Consider the following 23,605-nt stretch of genomic DNA (forward strand, 5'->3'; position numbering starts at 1 on the left):
TCAGGGGAAAAGAGATCAAGGAGAAATAGTTCAACTCCACTGAGAATTTACTTATGAATTTCTCTTCAGCACGATTATATTTTTACCAGGAAATTCAACAGCCTGATGAGCAGATTGACTTGGCAAAGGCTGCTTTGTATATTGCCCAGGAAGAATATCCTGATCTTGATACTGCGGAATACCTCAACGCCCTTGATACAATGGCGGAGGAAGTTAAAGAATGCTTACCGGCTTCATCATATCCTCTGCGAATTATTCAAACTCTCAATCAATATCTCTACACTGATTTGGGGTTTGCTGGTAATCAAACAGACTATTATGACCCCTGTAATAGCTTTTTAAATGATGTAATTGACCGCCGCATGGGGATTCCGATTACTTTGGCGCTGGTTTATCTGGAAGTTGCCCGCCGGATTGATTTCCCTATGGTGGGTGTCGGAATGCCTGGACACTTTTTGATTCGGCCTGATATTCCTGATATGGAAATTTTTGTGGATGCGTTTAATCGGGGTGAGGTGATGTTTGCAGAAGATTGTGAAAACCAATTGTCTCAAATGTTTCAGCAACCTGTGAGTTTAAGACCTGAGTTTTTAGCCACGGTAAGTAATCGCCAGTTTTTGGCAAGGATGTTGACTAATTTAAAATATATTTACCTTCAACAACAAAATTTAGCCAAAAGTTTGGCTGTAGTGGAACGAATTTTGTTGCTGTTTCCTGAGATGATTTTAGAAGTGCGCGATAGCGCAAGCGCTGACTTGTCAGTTCGCGGTTTGCTCTATTATCAACTTGGTGAATACCCCCAAGCTGCTGATGATTTGCAAAGATATCTAGTCAAGGTTCCTTATGCTGAGGACGCAGTGGTAATTCGGCGCTTACTAGCTGAAATGGGGAACGAATAACTCTTAACTGTTGACTAATGATTCTGCAACTCCTTTAAGGCGACGCAGTTGGGCTTGCATATCTGTTTTAGTCCAAGATGCAGCAAAGTTATTGAACCCCCAACCGACAATGGGGTTAGGAATATCGAACTCAAAGCGGTTGACTAAAAGTGTTCCCTGTGCATTGGGTTGACATTCCCAGCGATCGCGCCCTTGAAAAAATCCTTGAAATTCCCACACAACTAAACCCGGTTGCCGTTCTACAACTACACTTTTTAGGGTGGGTTTAACCAGAGGAATTTGAATCACAAACAGACTTTGACTACCAATGTCAGTACTCCAGACTTCGCCCACAGGTTCGCAACGCAAGGCGGGATTTAGCCATCGTTGCATGAGTGTTAAATCGGTAATACAACGTTCCACTACTGTAGCTGTGGCATTAATTTGAATCGATTGTTCAAAAGCTTGGGACATTCTACATTTCTGATGCTGTTGCTGTACTTAAGAATATCGCAAAATGAATCATTTTTATGACATGATGTCAATGATTTGAGTGTAGAAAAAAATAAAAAAGTTAGTCATAAACACTTAAAAATCTGATATTTTCTGCGGTATTGCTAAATAAAACGAAAATATCAATTATCAAGTAAAAAAAATAGCCTCGATATCAACTGCATATATGGCTTTGCTGCCAATTTACTGGTAAATTATAAGCACAACATGAGTGAACTTACTGGGGCTGAGATTGTTTCATATCCAGCCATACCATAAGTATTACAAGTGTTTTTGGAGACATCTTACCTTAATACCGGAAAACCATGAACACAACTTGGCAAAGTATAAACCAGTTGATAGACAGTGGTTTGCCGATTAGCTTACAACATTTTTTGGCACAATCGCCAAGCCTACCACTGGATCAAGAAAGAGTTAACGAAGGAATCACTGAAGTCCAAGGAATTGTCGAACAGTTGGTGGCGTTTACCCCCCGTTTATTAGGGGCGGCGGCACTTTTGTTAGTTGGTTGGCTGATTGCGGCCATCCTGGGCGCAGTCACCAAAAAAATTCTCGATAACACTAAGATAGATAATCGGATTGCTGCGGGGATAACAGGTCGTGAAGATGTTCCCCAGATAGAGAAATTAATCTCTGGCTTAGTCTTCTGGAGCATCATCTTAATCACAGTAGTAGCGGTTTTACAAACTCTAGAACTAGAGGTAGCCTCTCGACCACTAAATAATTTGCTTGACCAATTGATTGGCTTTTTGCCCAAATTGGTTGGTGCGGGAATTCTTTTGGGAGTCGCTTGGTTAATAGCAACAATCGTCAAACTTGTTACAGTACGAGGGTTACAAGCGCTCAGGTTGGATGAGCGTCTAAATCAAGAGACCCAAAACGATACGGCTAATCTCAACCCATTATCTTTGAGTCAGACCATTGGTAATGCCCTGTATTGGTTTATCTTCTTACTGTTTCTCGTGCCGATTTTGGATACTCTGGCACTGAGACAGGCACTATTACCAGTACAAGCCTTAATTACGGACATTCTTTCAATTCTGCCTAATATCCTAGCGGCGGCGTTAATTGCGTCAGTTGGCTGGTTTATAGCTAATATAGTGCGGCGAATTGTTACTAACTTACTCGCAACCACAGGAGTTGACCATATTGGCAGTCGTGTGGGATTTTCCCTATCTTCAGGAATGCAATCTCTATCAAGTATTATAGGCACGATTGTCTATATTTTGATTTTGATTCCTGTCGCGATCGCCTCCCTAAATGCTTTGAGAATAGAGGCGATTTCTCTACCTGCGATCGCCATGTTGCAGCAGGTGCTGAATACTCTACCCGCCATCTTTACAGCCATAGCAATTTTAATTGTCTCCTTTTTCTTAGGGCGGTTTGTCTCGGAGTTGGTGACTAGTATCCTCACTAGTGTAGGCTTTAACAACATTTTCACCGTATTAGGTCTACCATCACTAAGTAGACAAACTGCAACTTCAGAAGCAGACGCAACCCCAAGATCAGCCAGCCGCACCCCATCAGAAATGGCCGGGATTGTGGCTTTAGTGGGAATTATGCTGTTTGCCACAGTAGCCGCAGTTAATATCCTCAATATCCCTGCCCTGACAGAACTGGTGACAGGAATTTTAATTATTTTGGGGCGGATTTTGGCAGGATTGATTATATTTGCCATTGGTTTGTTCTTAGCTAACCTAGCCTTTCAACTGATTAGTAGTTCCGGCGACCGCCAAGCCCGAATTTTGGCACAGGTAGCACGGATTGCCATTATTACCCTAGTCTCTGCAATGGCATTGCAACAGATTGGCGTTGCCAGTGATATTGTGAATTTAGCCTTTGGACTGTTGTTAGGTGCGATCGCCGTTGCAATTGCCCTATCCTTTGGTCTGGGTAGCCGTGATATAGCCCGTGAACAAGTTCAAGATTGGCTGGATTCTTTTAAAAGTAAGAGTTAAATCTCAAAGAATGCAACCATAAGCATCAAGATTGCAGCCAATACAGCATCGTCAATTTTGTAGGGTGGGCATCCTGCCCGCCCTTATGTACCTCTGAGATATTTGAAGATTCATCACTTCCTCAATTTTACCTTTTGTTGCAATTCCTCTTTAATCCGATTCAAAATCGAACTTTCATCTAGATTTGCCAAAATTCGACCAATCACGGCTTTTGGCCCTTCATCACCCCAAGTTGCGCCATTGGCTAAATAAACTTTAGTAACTTGTCCAATGCCATAAGAAGAAACACCAGCCACCCCAGCTTGAGTAATTGCCACTGAGACATAAGGAGCAAAGGTAGCCCCAGCAGTAGCTGATGCAGAGATACCCAGCAAAGTTTTTAATCCACTCAAGCCTAAATTTGCCAGCAGCTCACTAAAACCGATACCGCCCATACTCAGAGCAATTTTTTGTAACAATTGCACAGCCCCGCTTTCACTCATAGGGATGCCATAGAGTTTAGATAAACCCAAAATCAGAGAAATATCAATGACTATACTACTGAGTATATCGACCACTGTTACCGGATTGAGTGCGATCGCTAAAGCCTTAGTCATCACAGCCTTCCAAATCAACTGATTAGCATTCTGTTCACGAATCGTCAATTTTCTCTCAACCAATTGCTCATTCACATTATCCGCATAAAGCATAGTATTCAGAGCAACCAAAGCTTTACCTTCACGGTGCAAAACCTCCAAAATTTTCAGCTTCAATTCTTCAACTTGGGCTGTACTGCTACGTAACTGCACCCCCCTAGTACCATCAGGGCGGATAATCGCCGTTTTGACCAATGGTGAGGCCGCAGCCATGACAATTTCCAGAGGAGTGAGTAACTCCCTCACTCGTTCATCTCGGATTTTGTGATAAATTGCCATCCTGTCAGCTTCAGGATACTGGTCTACTTTATTAAATACCAGAATTATCGGCTTACCAGCTTCCCGCAACTGAGAGAGGGCTTCATGTTCTATCTTGGTCATGTCCCCAGAAATCACAAACAAAATTAAATCTGCTTGCTTGGCTACCTGTTCGGCTAAAGCAGCACGAGTATCACCATCTACTTCATCTAATCCAGGAGTGTCAATTAGTTCTACCTGAGATTGACCACCAGCAGGTAAAGTTACCCGTAAAGTTCGTTCATTTTCACCAATGCTTTCCTCAGTAATACTCCAGTTAACACTTTGGGAATCACGGGTGACACCATGCAAGGGGCCAGTTTCAAACACCGTTTGTCCCACCAAGGCATTGAGTAGGGAAGATTTCCCACGTCCTACCATGCCAAAAGCAGCAATTTGTACCACCATGCTGTCCAACTTACCCAGCATAGTTTCCAAATCAGCGAGTTCATTTTCCAATCCGCTTTTTTCCTGGGGAGTCAAGTCAAGATTGGTGACTAAACTTCGCAGCGCCCTTTGTGCTTGTTTATAGTTAAGTTCTGTTTGAATATCGTCAAAACTGAAAATGGCACTATCCAGTTCTTCCTCCCAGTTGGGTGAGTTGCTTGGATGAGGTTCAGGCAAGGGTAATGTGGAAGTCATATCAATTAAGGAATGGGGAATAGGGGACAGGAGGCAGGTACGGAGATAAGATAGTAACTTTTAATTCCAAATGACTAATAATTAATGACCAATGACCAATGACTAATGACTAATAACTAACAAAACGTCCTAAACTGAAAAATGCATCTAGTAGCGTTAGAATCTTGACTAAATCATCTGTGCGAAAAATAGTTATTGCCGGTAACTGGAAAATGTTCAAAACCCAGGCAGAAACCCAGGATTTTTTACAAGGGTTTCTGCCTCACTTGGAAGAAATACCCGAAGACCGAGAAGTGGTCTTGTGTCCTCCTTTCACTAACTTAAACGTTTTATCCAAGAGTTTGCACGGCAGCCTCATCCAGTTAGGGGCGCAAAATCTTCATTGGGAAGAAAATGGAGCCTATACCGGTGAAATTTCTGGCCCTATGTTGACAGAACTTGGTGTCCGTTTTGTAATTGTCGGTCATAGCGAAAGACGGCAATACTTTGGTGAAACAGACGCAACTGTGAATCTCCGCCTCAAAGCGGCTCAAAGGTACGGTCTCACACCAATTTTATGTGTAGGCGAAACCAAAGAACAACGAGATGCTGGGGAAACTGAATCACTGATTACCACTCAGCTAGATAAAGACCTCATAGATGTAGACCAGAATAATTTGGTGATTGCCTACGAACCAATTTGGGCAATCGGTACTGGCGACACTTGTGAAGCAACAGACGCTAATCGGGTCATCGGCTTAATTCGGAGTCAGTTGAGTAATCCCAATGTTTCAATTCAATATGGTGGCTCAGTCAAGCCCAATAATATTGATGAAATTATGGCTCAACCAGAAATTGATGGCGCTCTTGTGGGGGGAGCCAGTCTAGAACCTGCAAGTTTTGCTCGGATTGTCAACTACAAGTAATCTCATTATGCAACGCTGTTTCCCTGGCCGAGCCGGGGAATGCGTGTATCAATGACTCAAACTGTTAATTTATGTCCAGCAAGTTAATCATTCGAGAACGCTGTTTTGTGTGGGGACAGCGAACTTATCTTATGGGTGTTTTAAATGTTACACCAGATAGTTTTAGCGATGGTGGCGCGTTTAATAATAGCGCGGCAGCTCTAGCACAGGCACAAGCAATGGTCGCTGCTGGTGCTGACATCATCGATGTGGGTGGTCAATCGACTCGACCAGGAGCAGAGCAAATAACTCTTGCCGAGGAACTGGATCGGGTACTGCCAATTTTACAGGTTCTCCGACGAGAACTTACAGTACCCATCTCCGTAGATACTACTAGAGCTTCTGTAGCGAGAGCATCCATAGAAGCTGGAGCAGATATAATTAATGATATTTCTGGTGGCACATTTGACTTAGAAATGCTGCCAACAGTAGCAAGTTTAGATGTGCCGATTGTCTTGATGCACATTCAGGGAACGCCGCAAACAATGCAGCAAATGACTAATTACCAGGATTTAATCAGAGATATTTCTAGTTTTTTAGCCACACAAATTTTAGCAGCAACAGCTGTAGGCATTGACCAAAGGAAAATTATTATTGATCCTGGAATCGGTTTTGCGAAAAACTATGAGCAGAATTTAGAAATTTTTCGCCGATTACCTGTGTTGAAAGCGCTAAATTGTCCTATTTTATTAGGAGCATCCCGTAAAAGTTTTATTGGTCGCATTTTAAACCAACCAGATCCCAAAGCACGAGTCTGGGGAACAGCCGCAGCTTGTTGTGCAGCTATTTCTCAGGGTGCTGATATCCTCCGAGTTCACGATGTTCAGGAAATGCGTGATGTGTCACTGGTAGCTGATGCACTCTTCCGACAAGAGTCTCAGATGATCTGACTTTTTACGGCATCTGGGAAACCTCACATCCATTCCTCTCCCCTACAATTTACCGTGTACACACAAGTATATTCCGCAAAGGTTTCAAGCTTTCTAGACACTTTAAATTGTCATTATGAGTGCAGCAGAAAATTGTAGGTTAGGTTGACGTAAAGAAATTCAACATAACTGGCATGGCAGGGTTGGGTTGCGCTGCGCTTAACCCAACCTACTTCTAATTCACTGTTTTAGGCTTGTCACCCGTTAAGGTTATAGACTAGCGTCCATAACGCACCGATAATTGAAGATGGTGCGTTGCGCTACGCGACAACACACCCTACAACTTTTGGGGAATTTATTTTTTGGTGTTGCTGAATCAAAGTATGAAATGCCAAAATGACCTTTCTTCTTCTTCGTACCTTTGCGCCTAACGCACTTCGTGCTAAAGCTTACAGCACGCTACGCGAACGCTTCGCTGATGCGCCTTTGCGTGTTAGCGTAGCCCAACAAATTCATATTTGAAATCAGCAACGCCTAGTTTTTGGTGTTCCTCCAGTATTATTCTAGGACTTGGGCTGTCTTCTGTTTATCCAACTTCAGCATCAACACACCCAAAGGAGGCAGGCATAAATCCAACGAATAAGGACGACTGTGTAATGACCAGTTATCCGTCCATTTACCACCTAAATTGCCCATATTACTGCCGCCATAGGGACGGGCATCACTATTAAACAATTCGGTATAAAAACCTTCTTGCGGTACACCAATACGGTAGTGAGAATGGGGTTGGGGTGTGAAATTGCAAACTACAATCACGAAATCATCAGAATCCTTGTCATAACGGACAAAGGAAACCACACTATGACGGTTGTCGCTACAATCAATCCATTCAAAGCCATCTTGGGCAAAATCTTGAGTATATAAAGCTGGTTCAGAACGATAAAGATGGTTAATATCTTGGAAAAACTGCTTTAATTGTTGGTGGTCTTCATACTGTAATAATTGCCACTCTAAGTCTGCCCAAACATTCCACTCACTCCATTGCCCAAATTCCATGCTCATAAACATGGTTTTCTTGCCTGGGTGAGCGAACATATAGCTAAATAAACAACGCACATTTGCTAACTTCTGCCATGTATCACCGGGCATTTTGCCGATGATGTTACTCTTGCCATGTACCACTTCATCATGAGACAAAGCCAGCATGAAGTTCTCACTGTGGTTGTACCACATACTAAAGGTAATATTATTTTGGTGGAACTGGCGGAACCAGGGGTCCATGCTGAAGTAATCGAGCATATCGTGCATCCAACCCATATTCCACTTTAAGTTAAAGCCTAATCCGCCTGTATAGGTAGGCCAAGATACCATCGGCCAAGAAGTGGATTCTTCGGCAATTGAGAGAACACCAGGAAAATAACTGAAAAGATGATGATTTACCTGGCGCAAGAAGTCTGCTGCTTCTAGGTTTTCTCTGCCACCATACTCGTTAGTTAACCATTCTCCTGGTTCGCGGCAATAGTCAAGGTAAAGCATTGAGGCGACAGCATCCACCCGAATTCCATCAATATGGTATTTATCAAACCAGAACAGGGCGTTTGCTACCAGGAAATTCCTGACTTCGTGACGATTGTAGTTGAAAACTAAAGTCCCCCATTCCTTGTGTTCGCCTTTGCGGGGGTCGGAATGTTCATAAAGGTGACTACCATCAAAGAAGGCTAAACCATGACCATCTTTGGGAAAGTGACCGGGAACCCAATCAACAATTACGCCTATATCATTTTGGTGACATTTGTCAACAAAATACATGAAATCTTCGGCACTCCCAAACCGTGAGGTAGGGGCATAATATCCTGTTACTTGATAACCCCAAGACCCATCAAAAGGATGTTCGGCAATGGGTAGCAATTCCAAATGGGTGTATCCCATTTCTTTGACGTAGGGAATAATTCGGTCTGCTAGTTCTCTGTAAGTCAGGAAGCGTGCGCCTGGTTTGAGTTCGGAAACTACAACTACAGGTTCTGTCTCACCATTGGGCAGTTTAGCGGGTTCTGAACTAGAAGCGTGTAACCAAGAGCCTAAATGCACTTCGTAGACCGAGACTGGTTGGGTGAGGGGGTCGGTGTGACGACGCTTTTCCATCCAGTCTTCGTCAGACCAAGTGTAAGCATTTAAATCAGTGACAATTGATGCCGTTTTCGGACGGGGTTCTTGCTGGAAACCGTAGGGATCTGATTTTTCGTAAATATGCCCTTCAAAATTTTTAATTTCATATTTGTAATGCTCTCCCACTCCGATTTCAGGAATGAATAATTCCCAAACCCCAGTAGAACCTTTTCGCATCTGGTGTTTACGTCCGTCCCAGAGGTTGAAATCTCCTAGCAAGGAAACGTTACGAGCATTGGGGGCCCAAACGGCAAAATAAACACCTTTTACACCGTTGATTTCTGTGGGATGCGCTCCCATTTTTTCGTATATCCGGTGATGATTGCCTTCGGAAAACAAATGCAAGTCAAAGTCTGTCAAATTGGGGGAACGGAAGGCGTAGGGATCATAAGTTACACGCTCATGTTCGCCTTCTTTGATCCTTAATTGGTAGTTTGTCAGTTCTGGTACTTCAATTGTGCATTCAAAAAAATGCGGATTATGTACTGTCAGCATTGGGTATTCCTGACGTTGCTCAGGTAGAACTACCCATGCTGCACTGGCATTTGGCAGGTAGGCTCGTACAGCCCAGACTTTTTTGCCATCTTGCTCTATGAGATGAGAACCTAGTATTTCAAAGGGATCGTGATGCTGATTTCCAACTATACGGTCAACCTGTTCTGGGACAATTGTTGTCATGGACATGAAACTACCTACATCTAAATAAATTAATTGAATGATATACTGCCATTGCTGACATGATTGAGTACAGCCTGGTTTTGCTCAAAAAGAACTAAGTTTATGGTTCTAAATATATTGGTTACATTTATTTGTAATTTCGTCGCCACCGTTATCGTACATCACAATGGGGACTGAGGAACTGGGTATGGGGGAATGGCACTAAGATAACGGTAAATCTATTATTTACAAGGCTTTTGGGGGTGGGGTGTAGGGCGTTATGTTAGGGCAATGTTGAGCGCTCAAAGCCTGAAAGCCAGTGGGTTAATACGGTCATAGCTCCGCGAAGGCTCTACGCTACGCGAAGCTATGACTCGAAAGCTTTACAGCACTTTGAGAAGTTTAGAAACTAAATCTAGTTCTGAGCGCACCAATCACAACATCATCGTTGTTGTCGTTATGGTTGGGAGATGTCAACCAGATGATCCCAGGGGTAATGCTAATGTTATCAGTGAGTTGATACTGATAGAAAGCCTCTAAGTGATAGGACGTATCTGTATCTTTCTCTACTCCGAGGATGCTGGAACTTGTGACTCTAGGTTCTACACCAGCAATAATCCCAGCTAAGTTACCTTTTTTACCCAAGTCGGGAAAGCCCAGGGTAACGGCATAATTCCAGATGTCAGCTTTTCCGCCATTTCCTGTCAAGTTGCGGCTATTGGTGTATCCTGCCCAACCACCTAAGACAAATTTTTCACTGAGTCCAATGGATGCTTGGACACCGTAGGAGTTGCTGGAAAAAGCCGGATTCTCTTCTGCTAATAAGCTTTGGAAGGTCGCATTAGTACTACCGGTGAGTAGTGGCTGTCTGTAGGAATTGATGTAAGTTAAGCCTACCGCAATGCGATCGCTTGGTCTGAGTGTCAGTTGTGCTAAAGCACCGTAAGCACCATTAAACAAACCATTATTCGGTGAGGGATCATTCGCTGTGCCACTTAAATAGCCTAAGTTCAGTGCTATTTTATCGCCGAATTGCTGGGTAATTCCCAAACCTGCTCCACCTATTTGGTTATAAATGGGGTTGCGCGTACCAAAGGTAGTCAAAGCACCTGTACTACCATCACCATCAAATAGATTCACTGTATCAGTGATGTCGTCTGCTGCACCAGCATTGGCGATCGCAATTACCTCTGTTTTTGCACCCAGGGGAAATTTGTAAAACAGTGCATCTATCTTCGCATTGGTGGTTCCATCCTCACCAGCGAAGGCAAAATTACCCTCGTTTGTCCCAATGCTAGGGCTTAAAATATTATTAGCTTGGATTCTCGTAAATAGGGTGTCTCTCCCTGTAAAACTGGTGACAAATTGAATCCGTGTTCTCGCTCCCAGGGTGGTATTCTTGTCTGTGATGTCTTCATTACCGCCCAAAACATCACTAATAACTGCGACTACTTCCCCTTGCAGTTTGGTGGTAGTGGAAAACTGATTTGCTTCCAATTCAGATGTGCGTGCTTCCAGTGAATCCACGCGACCACGTAATGTCGCAAGTTCTGCGGAAAATTCTTCTTGCAGCCTTTGTAATGTGCCTAAATCCTGTTGTGTCACTGCATCGCTAGTAGCAGTAGCAATTAACTCATTAACCCGATCCAGACAAGCATTCAAACCAGCCGCAAACTCATATCGAGTCAGCGCCCGATTACCGCGATAAGTGCTATTTGGATAACCTGCAATACAACCGTAACGTTCTACCAAAGATTGTAATGCTTGAAAAGCCCAATCAGTAGGTTGCACATCAGATAACTGAGAAACTGAGGTAACTTGCGCCATTACCTGCTCTTTTGTGAGATTTTCAGCTTTTATGTCTGAATTATTTATTACTGATGTAGTGGGTATTTCCCCTGCATACACGGCAGCGCCAAAAAATAGCATACTACCGCCAAATACTGGACTAAACAGTAGGTATTTCCAGAATTCTCGCATATCCTTTCTCACACTCATTAATGGTTGATTGCACTCAATGCGGGCGTTTTCGAGAATACATTTTCTCAAAAAGTCTATTCAAGATATTAACAGGAGTTTAAGAATTTGCCTAATTTTACTAGTCAAAATCTGATTTTTCTGACTGACTGAAGAAATATTTTCAGGTAATAATCTTGTGCCATAATTATTGGCGCTGTTTTTTTATACAAACACTTCTGGTCTGTATTGTGTGAGAATGAGACTTATTCTATAATATAGAATGAATTTGATTCTCAAAAGAAAAACTGAGTAATCATTAGTTTGGAGGGGAAAGACTGTGATTTGGAATCTCTTAGAACGCAGAACAGGCACACAAAAAAAAGGTGTCCTGTCCTTAATGGCTCTACTTACGTTGTCAGTGGCTGTTGGCTGTAACCAATCAAACACAGATGTAGGAGACACTTCAGAACAAACACCTCAAGCACAGGAAGCAGCAGCGATTCCAGCAACGGCCGAAAAAATTCAAGTTGTCGCCACAATTCTGCCCACATATCTGTTTACCAAGGCTGTAGCTGGAGACGCAGCAGATGTATCAATTCTCGTCCCACCGACTACGGACGTGCATGATTACCAATCAAAACCGGATGATGTCAAAGCGATTTCTACAGCCGCTATTTTAGTAAAAAATGGTTTGGGATTAGAAGAATTTCTGGACAGCACTGTAAAAAATGCCGAAAATCCTAATTTAGTTCAAATTGATGCTAGTAAAGGTATTCAAACCTTAGATAAAATTTCGCCAGTTGATGAAACAGTAACAGAAGACGGACATAGCCACGGACACAGCCATGATCATGCTGACGGAAATCCTCACGTTTGGTTAGATCCAGTTTTAGCCAAACAGCAGGTAGCAAATATTCGGGATGGATTAATTGCAGCTGATCCTGTGAATAAAACTACTTATGAGGCGAATGCTGGGGCTTATATTCAAGAATTAGACAATTTAAATCAAGAATTTCAGCAAACTTTGCAGAAAACGCCTAACTGCACCTTTATCACCTTCCATGATGCCTTTCCATATCTAGCTCAACGCTATAATCTCAAACAAGTGGCGGTGGTGCAACTTCCTGAAGACCAACTTTCGCCGACAGATGTGCAAACAGCTGTCAAGGCTGTGAAAAAATATGACGCTAAAGCTTTATTTAGTGAACCAGGGGTAGATAATAAATTATTAACCAGCCTAGCTCAAGATTTGAATGTAACTGTACGTAATTTGGATTCTTTAGAAACTGCTGGCGGCGATACGAATCCGCAGTATTACTTCCAAGCAATGAGGAATAACTTACAAACTCTGGAGGCTGGGTGTAAATAATTGCATGGACAAGACAGCGATACCTGATAATCGTTGGTCTTGATGTCATGATTAATTAATAATTAATTACCCATAATCCAGGATTAATGACATCTCCTATTTTAAAAGTTGAAGGATTAAATGTATATCAAGGCAGTTATTTAGCTGTTCGAGATGTAGCCTTTGAATTGCTACCAGGAACAAATACAGCTATCGTTGGTCCCAATGGTGCGGGTAAAAGTACCTTGGTGAAGGCAATTTTAAATTTAATTCCTCATAGTGCGGGTAAGATTGAAATCTTTGGTCGCCCAATTACCGAGTTGGGAAATTTGCGTCATCGATTGGGTTATATGCCCCAAAATTTCATCTTTGACCGCAGTTTTCCCATTTCTGTAGGCGAATTAGTCGGACTGGGATGGGCGAATGAAAGCAAAAATCAGAATTCGTTTTTTTCTAAGTTGTGGAAAAAAGATCGGAGGAAATCAGTAGCAATAGCAGAGGCTTTGCGGCGAACAGATGCTTATCATCTCCAGCATCAAGCTATTGGAACTCTTAGCGGTGGTCAACTGAAGCGGGTTTTGCTGGCTTATTGTTTAGTGCTTCCTCGGAAACTTCTGGTATTAGATGAAGCTTTTGCTGGTGTTGATGTCCAAGGGACAACAGATTTTTATGCTTTGTTAAATGAATTAAAGCGGGAAGAAGGTTGGACAGTGTTGCAGGTTTCCCATGATATTGACATGGTAAGCCGTCATTGCGATCGCGTTCTTTGCTTTAACCAAACTGTGGTTTGCACCGGTCAACCCGAAATTGCTCTTTCACCCCAAAATCTGTTAGCAACTTATGGGTTGGGATTCAGTCCTTACAAACATCACCATTAAAATTTGAGATAACTTTCATTCAAAAGTAAAAAGATACAAGCCATATTTTTTTACTTTTGATTTTAAATTTGTTTATTCAACAGGTTCATCTAAATGTTCAGCCACAGCCTGATAAAGATGAAAAATATGATGATCGTGGAGATGATAAAATACATTACGTCCTTGCTTACGATAGCCAACTAACCGCATGACTCGCAAGTTTCGCAACTGATGGGAAACAGCAGATTCACTCATGTTTAGTAATGCTGCCAAATCACTTACACACAATTCTTTATTAGCCAAAAAAGAAAGAATTCGCAGGCGATTAGGATCTCCTAAAAAGCTAAAAAATTCTGCCATCTGTTGAGCTTTTTCGGTGCTGATAACTTGACCCGCTAATTGTTGCACAATATTAATATCTATCTATAGTAATCTATCTTAAATTATACTCAATATTTTCCAGGTTTAAATTCAAATTTCAGATAATTACTAATTCGTAAGTCGTAAGTCGTAATTAAATGGGTATAAGCCCCCACTGATTCTAACTACGAATTACGACTGATCAATTACGAATTATTTTGACTTATGTATTTATCCTTTGTTTGTCAAATCAACTTACTAGTTATGAGCTACACCCAGTCATTAGCGATCGCCACTAACTTTGAGTTTGTAAATTTGTTACAATTTCCTTTCATGCAGCGTGCGATCGCAGGTGCTGTGTTAATGGGAATTTTAGGGGGATTGCTGGGTACTTTTACCACATTGCGCCAGCTATCCTTTTTCAGCCATGCGGTGGGTCATGCAGCCTTAATCGGCGTAGTCTTAGGTGTATTACTACAGTTAAACCCAACTTGGATGCTGTTGCCTTTTACCTTAGTCTTTGGCGTAGTTGTCCTCTACTTCATCGATAAAACTGATTTAGCGAGTGATAGCGTTCTGAGTATAGTCTTATCAGGTGCATTAGGTATTGGCGTAATCCTGACTAGCTTCGTTCCGGGTTATCGTGGCAATTTAATGAGAGTATTGTTCGGCGATATTCTGGCTATCGATAGTACAGATTTAATTTTGACCTTAATTTTGCTGATCGCAAGTAGCATATTTTTATTTTCCACCCTGCAACAGCAAATTTTATTGACCCTGAACCCTGATGTAGCTCAAGTCCAAGGTGTTCCCGTTCAACTATATCGCTATAGCTTTATCATTTTACTTTCCCTAGCCGTTGCCGTGGCGATTACAGCCGTCGGTGTTTTGCTAGTCAATGCCTTTCTGGTGATTCCCGCGTCTACAGCCAAGCTGATGAGTCATCACTTTAACCGTTTTTTGGTCTTATCCATCATCATCGGTTCGACCACAAGCTTTGCTGGTATTATAGTTTCGGGTCTTTTTAATCTGCCATCAGGCCCTAGTATTGTGCTTGTGCAGTTCTTGTTTTTTGTCGCTGTGTTCTTTTCGGTGAAGTTGAAGTTCCAAGCCGGATAAACTTTTTTTCTTCAACCTCTTGCCAAACAATTTTTCTTGTGCTACCTTTAGTAATCGTGGGTCACAAAAGCCCCCAGCCGGGATAGCTCAGTTGGTAGAGCAGAGGACTGAAAATCCTCGTGTCACCGGTTCAAGTCCGGTTCCTGGCATATCAATAAATAGCTGAAAACCTTGATTTTACAAGGTATGTCAATGACTCCTACTGGAATTTAGCAATTCTCAAGTGGGAGTTTTGACATTTTTGAGCTTGACTTTGACTGTGAATATAAATAAATATCCTTGATTACCAATCGTTTTAGCCATTAAAACAGATGACTGATAATCGTCGTGTCATCGATTCAAGTCCGGTTACTGGCATATAAAATTAATAATAGTCTGTTGGAATCAACTGAATATGTCCCCATCTTTAACTGAAAAAATTCTCTCTCAACTACCAGGCGATGTTCTGGCAGGTTTGCGTCAAGGCGATCGCCTGCTAGAATCTTTGAGAGAAAATACCGCCCCAGTTTCCACAGTAGTTAAAGAAAGTCAACAACCATTAGACGTTATAGATTGGGATGTCATCGTCTGTGGTGGGACTTTAGGGATTTTAATCGCTTCCGCCTTAGCCGTTAAAGGGCTGCGGGTGGCGTTAATGGAACGGGGAATTTTACGGGGGAGGGAACAAGAATGGAATATTTCTCGCCCAGAATTAGAAGTATTTGTAGAATTAGACTTGCTGAGTATTGAAGAATTAGAGCAAGCGATCGCAACTAAATATAACCCAGCACGAGTCAGTTTTGCTGGTGGTGCAGAAATATGGGTAGAAGATGTCTTAAATATTGGAGTAGATCCAGTTTATCTATTAGAGACATTAAAAACTCGATTTCTCGCTGCTGGGGGAAAGTTGTTAGAAAATACACCCTTCACTGAAGCCATAATTCATCCAGAAGGAGTGATAGTTAACAACCAATACAAAACTAAATTATTAATCGACGCAATGGGAAATTTTTCTCCCATTACCCGCCAAGCCCGCCAAGGTAAAAAACCAGATGCTTTGTGCTTAGTAGTGGGAAGTTGCGCCCAAGGGTTTCCCGAAAACACCTCTGGCGACTTGTTATTTTCTTTCACACCCTTAGAAAATCAATGTCAATATTTTTGGGAAGCTTTCCCCGCTAAAGATGGGAGAACGACTTACTTATTTACCTACATGGATGCAGAACCACAACGCCTGACTTTAGCTGCATTGTTTGAAGAATATCTGCGACTGCTACCAGAATATCAGGGTGTAGAATTAAACCAATTACAATTTCAACGAGCGCTGTTTGGCTTCTTTCCTTCCTACCGCCAAAGTCCCATCAAAACCCCTTGGAATCGCCTGTTAACAGTGGGAGACAGCAGTGGTAGTCAATCTCCCTTGAGTTTTGGCGGATTTGGGGCGATGGTACGTCACCTCAAGCGGTTAACATTCGGCATCAATGAAGCACTGGAAAGCAATCAATTATCAGCCCAAAATTTAGCCCTGTTGCAACCCTATCAACCAAATCTGACTGTTACCTGGTTGTTTCAAAAAGCCATGAGTGTAGGGATAAATCAGAAAATTGCCCCAGAGCAAATTAACCAACTACTCAAGGCTGTATTTGAGGAAATGCAGCAACTGGGGACACCAGTATTAAAACCATTTTTGCAAGATGTGGTGCAGTTTTCGGGACTGACACAAACACTGTTAAAAACTGGTTTATTTCATCCAGGATTAATTGCCAAAATTATTCCCCAAGTTGGTTTACTGAGTTTACTAGATTGGCTAGTGCATTACAGTAATTTAGGGATTTACACAGCCTTATTTAAGTTAAGTCCCATATTAGAAACATGGATAAAAAATCAGCCCATTGAGCAACAATATTATTGGCATCGTTTAGTTGACGCTTGGAAATATGGTTCCGGTGCTGACGCTTAATCCCAAAATCCGCCGATTGTATTTCCAAATTTGTAGAGACGCGATTTATCGCGTCTAGAAGAAACTTTTTTCACTCAGCACTCAGCACTCAGCACTCAGCACTTTACTATGGTGTGTTTCAGCTAAATGTAAAAGTTCTTGTGTAGTTAAACTGCGTTTGTTATCCATAGACGCTTGTCGCACAGCATCTAAAACAGATTTCATGGCTTCTGGGTTCAAAGAAATACCATGCTGCGCCAGCACATTAGATAATAAATGCCGTCCCGAATGCTTACCCAACACCAAACGCCTCTCACCTCCTACTTCTTCCGGTGCAAATGGTTCGTAAGTATCAGGATTTTGCAGCACACCATGAGCATGGATACCTGATTCGTGAGCAAAACTATTTTCGCCGACTATGGCTTTCCACGGATGTACATCATACCCTGATGCTGATGCGACAAGTTGGGAAATTTCCAGTAAGCGAGAAGTATCAATACCTAAATTAATCTTATGGATGCGTTTGAGAGCCATGACGATTTCTTCTAAAGCTGCATTTCCGGCTCTTTCGCCTAAACCATTGACTGTTGTATTTACTGATAACGCACCCGCTTTCATTCCCGCTAGAGCGTTAGCAGTTGCTAAACCAAAATCATTGTGGGTGTGCATTTCTACAGGTATGTATAATGCTGTCACCAATTGTTTAACTTGTGTGTAAGTTGTAAAAGGTTCCAGAATGCCTACTGTGTCACAAAAGCGAAACCTTGATGCACCACATTCTTGAGCATAAAGCGCTACATCTAAGAGAAATTTTGACTCGGCTCTCGAAGAATCTTCTCCGCCTACTGACACAAACAGTCCATGATCAAGGGCAAAGCTAATACTATCACGCAGTTTGTCTAAAACTACCTGCGATTTTCCCTGAAATTTAGCGGCAATTTGGATTGCAGAGACAGGTATAGATATATGCACTCGCTGCAAACCACAATCTATACAAGCTTGAATATCTGAAATTACGGCACGGTTCCAACCTAAAAGATCAGCTTGTAAACCTAAGTCAACTATTGTTTTTATGGCGTGTTGTTCTGTTTCACCCATTGCGGGAATCCCGATTTCTAACTCATGGACTCCAATGGCATCGAGTAATTGCGCGATCGCTATTTTTTCTTTTAAGTTAAAAGCAACACCAGCCGCTTGCTCACCATCACGCAAAGTTGTGTCATTGATCACAATTTGATCCATTACCGTAATGCCTCTGTTATCATAATTAATATACAAAGTTTTTATCAATAAATAAGTAAAACTACAATTTTTTCCCCAGATATAGACTAAATAAGTCATAGGGGCGCAAGTTCTTGCGCCCCTACCCTGTGGTTTATTTACCTAAAAAACCCGTATAGTAAACCCAGTTTTTTCTAGCATCTCAAGCAATTAACGTTCTCACCTGATTAGCGATCGCCATATCAAGAATTTTTGTAAATTTTCCCTCTCACCAGGAACTAAAAATTTTTTACTTAATGTATTAATTGAAACTAATTTTATGAATATTTTTTAAGTAACCAACGTAAAGATGATGTGTTTACAATCTTGTCAAAAATAGTTTATATGTGTATAAGAATACATGAATGAATCAAGCGATCGCTTCCAGATTTTCTGTGGGTGGTTTGACCCCCTCTCGGTCATAACATTAATTAGTGTAATCTCTTTAAATAAAAGAGCATCTATCCCGAATTCATGAATACAATGGGTTTAAGAACTACAAAAATTACCTCAGCAGTCAAGCTACAGACTCACTTCGGCTGTAGTCAGTAAAGATTTTTTTATCCAAGCATATTTCTATTCAATAATCTGAATTTATTGCTTTTTTCAACTCAATCACCCTCGTTAAGCAACAAATTTCTCAGTATATCTTTCACTATGTAGTTCTGATGCCATCAGATAATTAAAATTGATGAATAACTATGAGATTCAACAATCAGTTAATTGACTTACCAAGTCTATATCATGCTATTGATTTATATCCTTTAACGGTTAGCCCTGATAGTTATGTAGTCGATGCCATTATTTTGATGAGTCAAGAACACAGCATGAACTCGTCACCAACCGCCTCCACTTATAAATTACTTGATAGCACACTCAATCGTCAAGCTAATAACTGCGTTTTAGTTGTAGATCAAGACCAGCTATTAGGGATTTTTACAACTACAGATTTAATTGAAGCCACCGCTAAACGGATTAATTTATCTGAGGCGAAAATGTCCCAAGTGATGACGCAGCCAGTGATTACCCTGACAGCAAGCCATTCCCAGGATGTCTTTACAGCTTTGTCACTATTACGTCAGCATCAAATTCACCATCTGCCGATTTTAGATCAACAGAGGCAACTAGTAGGGTTGGTAACAGAAACCACCTTGCTCCAAACCTTTGAAACCGTGAGTCAGGTGAACGTTGTCGAAGCCTTACCGCTAAATCTACAGCCAGCAAATCAGTCAGCAGAAGTAAGGCGTTACCAAACTCACAGTCATTTAAAAAAGTGGTTAGACGCACAAACTGTTGAAGTCATGCAAGTGAATGAAGAACTTCAGCAAACCCTAGAAGAATTCCAAGTAGTGGAAGAAGAACTGCGACAACAAAACGAAGAATTGGCTGTGGCGCGTGAAATCGCCGAGTTAGAACGTCAGCGTTATCAAGATTTATTTGAATTCGCTCCTCATGGTTATTTAGTAACCGATGCTACAGGTGTGATTCAAGAAGCTAACCATGCAGCAGCTACATTGCTATGTGTAAAACAAAATTTTTTGCTGGGTAAAAGATTCGTTGTATTTATTGCTCAACAAGACCGCCAAGATTTTATTACTCAACTACAGACATTACAGGAGATAGAGGACTGGGAAATTCACCTCCAGCCACGGAATAGTCTATGTTTTCCAGCGAGTCTGAGAGCTGCGGCCATATATAAACAGGGTGAACTTTTGGGTTGGCGCTGGTTGATTTGTGACATTAGCACTCGCAAACAAACAGAAAAAGCATTATCTCAAGCCAGCAATGAGTTAGAAATCCGGGTAGAGGAACGCACAAATGAACTTCTCCTATCTAACCAGTTTTTACAACAGGAAATCATTGAACGCCAACGTATCGAAGATTCATTGCAGCAGAGCGAGAAACTTTATCGCCAGCTAGTGGAAAATCAAATCGATTTGATTTTCCGCACAGATTTACAAGGACAAATTACTTTTGCCAATACAGTAGTTTGCCAAGTCTTGGGTCAGCAATTACACGAGTTACTAGGTCAGTGGGTTTTTCAGTTTTTCCATCCAGATGACTTGCCTCAAATCCAAGAAAATATGAGCATTCTGGTATCCCCACACCATAAATTTATCACTGAAGAGCAACGTCTGTTTACCGCGAATGGTATGCGCTGGGTGCAGTGGAATTGTGCAGCCATTCAAAATGAAATCGGAGAAGTAGTGGAATTGCAAGCGGTGGGCAGAGATATCACCGAGCGCAAGCAAATAGAAGAATCACTCAGAGAAAGTGAGTCACGACTAATTTTAGCCCTAGAAGCCACTAAAATGGGTATTTGGGACTGGGATCTCCAAACCAATTTAGTAGTCTGCTCTGCCAATATGTCGCTCCTTTATGATTTGCCTACTAGCCCTGGGGTTCAAAACATAGAAGAATTTTTTAAATTAGTTCATCCTGAAGATCGTCAATGTTTGTCTGAGACCATAGCTCGCAGTATTGAGCAAAAAAGTAAATTTCAAAGTGAATTTCGGATTATTTGGCAGGATGGGACCGTTCATTGGATGAGTGGAAACGGTAAAGTAATTTGTAACGAACTTGGTCAGCCCATCCGATTAATTGGTACAACTAGGGGCATAGGGGAACGCAAAGCAGCAGAAGCAGCACTGCGAGACAGCGAAGAACGTTATCGTTCAGTGGTGAATGCCATGCAGGAAGGCATCATTCTCCAAGACGCTCATGGCAATATAACTGCCTGTAATGCCAGCGCCGAAAGAATTCTGGGGCGTACTGCTGACCAAATCCTCCACAGTAATTCTGAAAACAATGGTTGGCAGACCATCAAAGAAGATGGCTCTCCCTTCCCTGGTGAAATGCATCCATCAATGGTCAGCTTACGTACAGGCAAACCCTGCTCGAATGTGGTCATGGGCATTCATCAGCCCAATGGACAACTCATTTGGATTTCCATCAATTCCCAACCCTTGTTTCACGAAAATGACCCGCTTCCTTATGCCGTAATTGTTTCTTTTGCTGACATTAGCGATATGCAAGCAGCGCTAGACGAACGCAAACAAGCAGAAGAGAAAATTGGCGAACAAGCCGCCTTACTGAATATTGCCACCGATGCAATTTTAGTTCGAGATTTTGATAGCAAAATCTTATTCTGGAATCACGGTGCAGAACGTATGTATGGTTGGCAGGCAGAAGAAGCTTTAGGCAAAGACCCCCTACAGCTTTGTTGCCAAAACAAATCACCACAACTCCAAGCAGCCCTGAAAACGGTGATGGCATCTGGCTCATGGCAGGGTGAGTTATGTAAAAGGACAAAATCTGGTAAAGAAATTGTGGTAGCCAGCCGTTGGACGCTGATGTATAATGCAGCCGGACAACCGAAATCCATTCTTTGTGTTAGCACAGACATTACAGAAAAGAAACAACTCGAAGAGCAGTTTTTCCGCGCGCAACGATTAGAAAGCCTTGGCACTTTAGCCGGCGGAATTGCTCACGACTTGAATAATATTTTGACCCCAATTTTGGCAGCATCTCAACTGCTACAGGTGAGATTCTCTCAAGACAAAGAACATTATCACCACCTACTAGCAATTATTGAAAACAATAGTAAACGCGGGGCAGGTTTAGTCAAACAAGTTTTGTCATTTGCAAGAGGATTTAAGGGAGAACGCACGATAGTTCAACTCAAACATCTGATTGCAGAAATTACTCAGATAGCTAAACAAACATTTCCCAAATCTTTGGAATTTGCGATCGCCATACCAGAAGATTTGTGGGCTGTATCTGGAGATGCGACACAACTACATCAAGTGTTAATGAACCTCGTGGTTAATGCCCGTGATGCCATGCCAGATGGTGGTAAGGTCAGCATTTCCACGAAAAATATCTTTATTGATGAAGCCTATGCGCGAATGAATCTTGATGCCAAAGTTGGACATTATGTGGTGATGACTGTCACCGATACCGGAATGGGCATACCACCGGAAATATTAGATAAAATATTTGACCCTTTTTTCACAACCAAAGAAGTTGGCAAAGGCACAGGATTAGGGCTTTCAACAGTGCTGGGAATTGTCAAAAGCCACGGTGGTTTTATGAATGTATCTAGCACAGTCGAGCAAGGTAGTAAATTTGAGATGTTTTTACCTGCTGTGGAAGTCACCCAATCCATTGACATCAATCAATTAGAAATAGTTCCCGGACAGGGAGAGCTAATTTTATTCGTAGATGATGAAGCTGAAATTCGGGAAATTGCCAAAATTGTTCTGGAAAAATACAATTATCAAACTCTCATCGCTAGTAATGGCATTGAAGCGATCGCACTTTATGCCCAGCACAAACAGCATATCAGTGCCGTTTTAATGGATATCATGATGCCAGAAATGGATGGAATCACTGCCATTCGCACGTTACAAAAAATGAACCCACAAGTAAAAATTATTGCTTGTAGTGGCATTAACCCTATGGAAGCTTTGGCAAATGCAGATCAAACTTCTGTCCAGCTAGTTGTTGACAAACCTTACACAGCACCAGATTTAATCAATAGCTTACATCATGTACTCAGTTAGAAGAGTGCTGAGTGCTGAGTGAAGAAAGTGTTGAGTGGGTAGGGGCGGCTTGAAGCAATCAACCCACGGAGGTGGGTTTGGTCTGTGTAGCCGCGACTTACAGCCAAGGCGAGTAATAAATTAGACTTTTCAAACACCCTCTAACGAAACAACTACCTGTTCGGCTTTTTTTGTTGCGAAATTGAGAGAGTATAGTTATGCTGATTCTGAGATAATTCACCGACATAAAGCGAATATTCTCCTGCCATGAAATAACCACTTAGTTCTGGCAGGCTTTGGGAGTAATTATCTGCTAGGACACAAAAACGCCCTCCAGGACCCTCAATGAGCAGCGTTGGCTGTTCTGGACTGTCAACTGTTAACCGTAAGTAAGGCAGTGGCTTTGTTAACTGGATAATGTGATTGGGTGTATTCGCAATTTTGCCGCAATTACTGGGAACTTTTCCCCCAGTTATGCCATTTAAAACTACCACTTCTGAATTCACATTGGGTGTAATTTGCAACCTTGATACTTGAGCAAAATTAGCCTCGGTCAGCGCCAAGCTCATGACCAAAGCTGCGGGAACAACTGTAAGTAATTTAAGAACCTTCATATATCAATGCTCCCGACTATTTTGAACGTGACATTTATTTAAAATAGTCTAAAGAAATTGACGGTTTAGA

The 23,605-nt window shown here is 41.9% G+C and carries 17 protein-coding genes and 1 tRNA gene; 11 read left to right on the plus strand and 7 right to left on the minus strand.

What is annotated here, in order from left to right:
- Nucleotides 1–53 precede the first annotated feature (53 nt).
- Nucleotides 54–899 (plus strand): SirB1 family protein, encoded by an 846-nt coding sequence (locus tag ACM0OW_RS01530; RefSeq protein WP_414548265.1) that lies wholly within the window; start codon nt 54–56, stop codon nt 897–899.
- 3 nt (nt 900–902) lie between these two features.
- On the opposite strand, the gene ACM0OW_RS01535 is transcribed toward ACM0OW_RS01530, so the two are convergent.
- Nucleotides 903–1,352 carry an SRPBCC family protein gene (locus ACM0OW_RS01535; protein ID WP_414548266.1) on the minus strand — a complete coding sequence of 150 codons (450 nt, stop codon included), beginning with the start codon at nt 1,350–1,352 and terminating at the stop codon, nt 903–905.
- A 344-nt stretch (nt 1,353–1,696) separates the two neighbouring features.
- Between ACM0OW_RS01535 and ACM0OW_RS01540 the strand changes: the two genes are divergently transcribed.
- Nucleotides 1,697–3,349, plus strand: a complete 1,653-nt coding sequence (locus tag ACM0OW_RS01540; protein WP_414548267.1) for a mechanosensitive ion channel — start codon at nt 1,697–1,699, stop codon at nt 3,347–3,349.
- Nucleotides 3,350–3,462: 113 nt separating this feature from the next.
- Here the strand turns inward: ACM0OW_RS01540 and ACM0OW_RS01545 are convergent, their stop codons facing one another.
- Nucleotides 3,463–4,923 carry a GTP-binding protein gene (locus ACM0OW_RS01545; RefSeq protein ID WP_414548268.1) on the minus strand — a complete coding sequence of 487 codons (1,461 nt, stop codon included), beginning with the start codon at nt 4,921–4,923 and terminating at the stop codon, nt 3,463–3,465.
- Between the two features lie 179 nt (nt 4,924–5,102).
- Between ACM0OW_RS01545 and tpiA the strand changes: the two genes are divergently transcribed.
- The 3 genes from tpiA to ACM0OW_RS01560 all read left to right on the plus strand — a co-directional run bounded on the left by tpiA (nt 5,103) and on the right by ACM0OW_RS01560 (nt 7,258).
- Nucleotides 5,103–5,828, plus strand: coding sequence for a triose-phosphate isomerase (tpiA, locus tag ACM0OW_RS01550; RefSeq protein ID WP_414548432.1), 726 nt, complete (start codon nt 5,103–5,105; stop codon nt 5,826–5,828).
- A 71-nt stretch (nt 5,829–5,899) separates the two neighbouring features.
- The gene (gene folP / locus ACM0OW_RS01555) at nt 5,900–6,757 is read left to right on the plus strand and encodes a dihydropteroate synthase (protein WP_414548269.1); all 858 of its coding nucleotides are present in this window, start codon (nt 5,900–5,902) and stop codon (nt 6,755–6,757) included.
- Between the two features lie 375 nt (nt 6,758–7,132).
- The gene (locus tag ACM0OW_RS01560) at nt 7,133–7,258 is read left to right on the plus strand and encodes a hypothetical protein (protein WP_414548270.1); all 126 of its coding nucleotides are present in this window, start codon (nt 7,133–7,135) and stop codon (nt 7,256–7,258) included.
- Between the two features lie 36 nt (nt 7,259–7,294).
- Here the strand turns inward: ACM0OW_RS01560 and glgB are convergent, their stop codons facing one another.
- Nucleotides 7,295–9,586: a 1,4-alpha-glucan branching enzyme gene (gene glgB, locus ACM0OW_RS01565; protein WP_414548271.1), complete on the minus strand. Its 2,292-nt coding sequence runs from the start codon at nt 9,584–9,586 to the stop codon at nt 7,295–7,297.
- 375 nt (nt 9,587–9,961) lie between these two features.
- Nucleotides 9,962–11,539 (minus strand): iron uptake porin, encoded by a 1,578-nt coding sequence (locus tag ACM0OW_RS01570; protein ID WP_414548433.1) that lies wholly within the window; start codon nt 11,537–11,539, stop codon nt 9,962–9,964.
- Between the two features lie 316 nt (nt 11,540–11,855).
- Here ACM0OW_RS01570 and ACM0OW_RS01575 point away from each other — a divergent pair, with 316 nt between their 5' ends.
- Together ACM0OW_RS01575 and ACM0OW_RS01580 are read left to right on the plus strand one after the other, a co-directional pair.
- The gene (locus ACM0OW_RS01575; protein ID WP_414548272.1) at nt 11,856–12,887 is read left to right on the plus strand and encodes a metal ABC transporter solute-binding protein, Zn/Mn family; all 1,032 of its coding nucleotides are present in this window, start codon (nt 11,856–11,858) and stop codon (nt 12,885–12,887) included.
- Nucleotides 12,888–12,973: 86 nt separating this feature from the next.
- A complete protein-coding gene (locus ACM0OW_RS01580; protein ID WP_414548273.1) occupies nt 12,974–13,744 on the plus strand; it encodes a metal ABC transporter ATP-binding protein in 771 nt (256 codons plus the stop codon).
- 72 nt (nt 13,745–13,816) lie between these two features.
- Here ACM0OW_RS01580 and ACM0OW_RS01585 read toward each other — a convergent pair whose 3' ends face one another.
- The gene (locus ACM0OW_RS01585; RefSeq protein WP_414548434.1) at nt 13,817–14,083 is read right to left on the minus strand and encodes an ArsR/SmtB family transcription factor; all 267 of its coding nucleotides are present in this window, start codon (nt 14,081–14,083) and stop codon (nt 13,817–13,819) included.
- A gap of 264 nt (nt 14,084–14,347) precedes the next feature.
- Here ACM0OW_RS01585 and ACM0OW_RS01590 point away from each other — a divergent pair, with 264 nt between their 5' ends.
- The 3 genes from ACM0OW_RS01590 (at nt 14,348) to ACM0OW_RS01600 (ending at nt 17,138) form a co-directional block, all read left to right on the plus strand.
- The gene (locus ACM0OW_RS01590) at nt 14,348–15,202 is read left to right on the plus strand and encodes a metal ABC transporter permease (protein WP_414548274.1); all 855 of its coding nucleotides are present in this window, start codon (nt 14,348–14,350) and stop codon (nt 15,200–15,202) included.
- A 76-nt stretch (nt 15,203–15,278) separates the two neighbouring features.
- A tRNA-Phe gene (locus ACM0OW_RS01595) sits at nt 15,279–15,351 on the plus strand.
- A gap of 245 nt (nt 15,352–15,596) precedes the next feature.
- Entirely contained in the window at nt 15,597–17,138 is a 1,542-nt protein-coding gene (locus tag ACM0OW_RS01600) for an FAD-binding oxidoreductase (RefSeq protein WP_414548275.1), read from the plus strand.
- A gap of 81 nt (nt 17,139–17,219) precedes the next feature.
- Here ACM0OW_RS01600 and nifV read toward each other — a convergent pair whose 3' ends face one another.
- Entirely contained in the window at nt 17,220–18,359 is a 1,140-nt protein-coding gene (nifV, locus tag ACM0OW_RS01605; protein WP_414548276.1) for a homocitrate synthase, read from the minus strand.
- Between the two features lie 719 nt (nt 18,360–19,078).
- Here nifV and ACM0OW_RS01610 point away from each other — a divergent pair.
- Nucleotides 19,079–22,942 carry a PAS domain S-box protein gene (locus ACM0OW_RS01610; RefSeq protein WP_414548277.1) on the plus strand — a complete coding sequence of 1,288 codons (3,864 nt, stop codon included), beginning with the start codon at nt 19,079–19,081 and terminating at the stop codon, nt 22,940–22,942.
- Between the two features lie 152 nt (nt 22,943–23,094).
- On the opposite strand, the gene ACM0OW_RS01615 is transcribed toward ACM0OW_RS01610, so the two are convergent.
- Nucleotides 23,095–23,535, minus strand: coding sequence for a hypothetical protein (locus ACM0OW_RS01615; RefSeq protein WP_414548278.1), 441 nt, complete (start codon nt 23,533–23,535; stop codon nt 23,095–23,097).
- Nucleotides 23,536–23,605: the final 70 nt, after the last annotated feature.

This window comes from Anabaena sp. CCY 0017 (assembly GCF_963920885.1).
In the GTDB taxonomy this organism is placed as follows: Bacteria; Cyanobacteriota; Cyanobacteriia; order Cyanobacteriales; family Nostocaceae; genus Nodularia.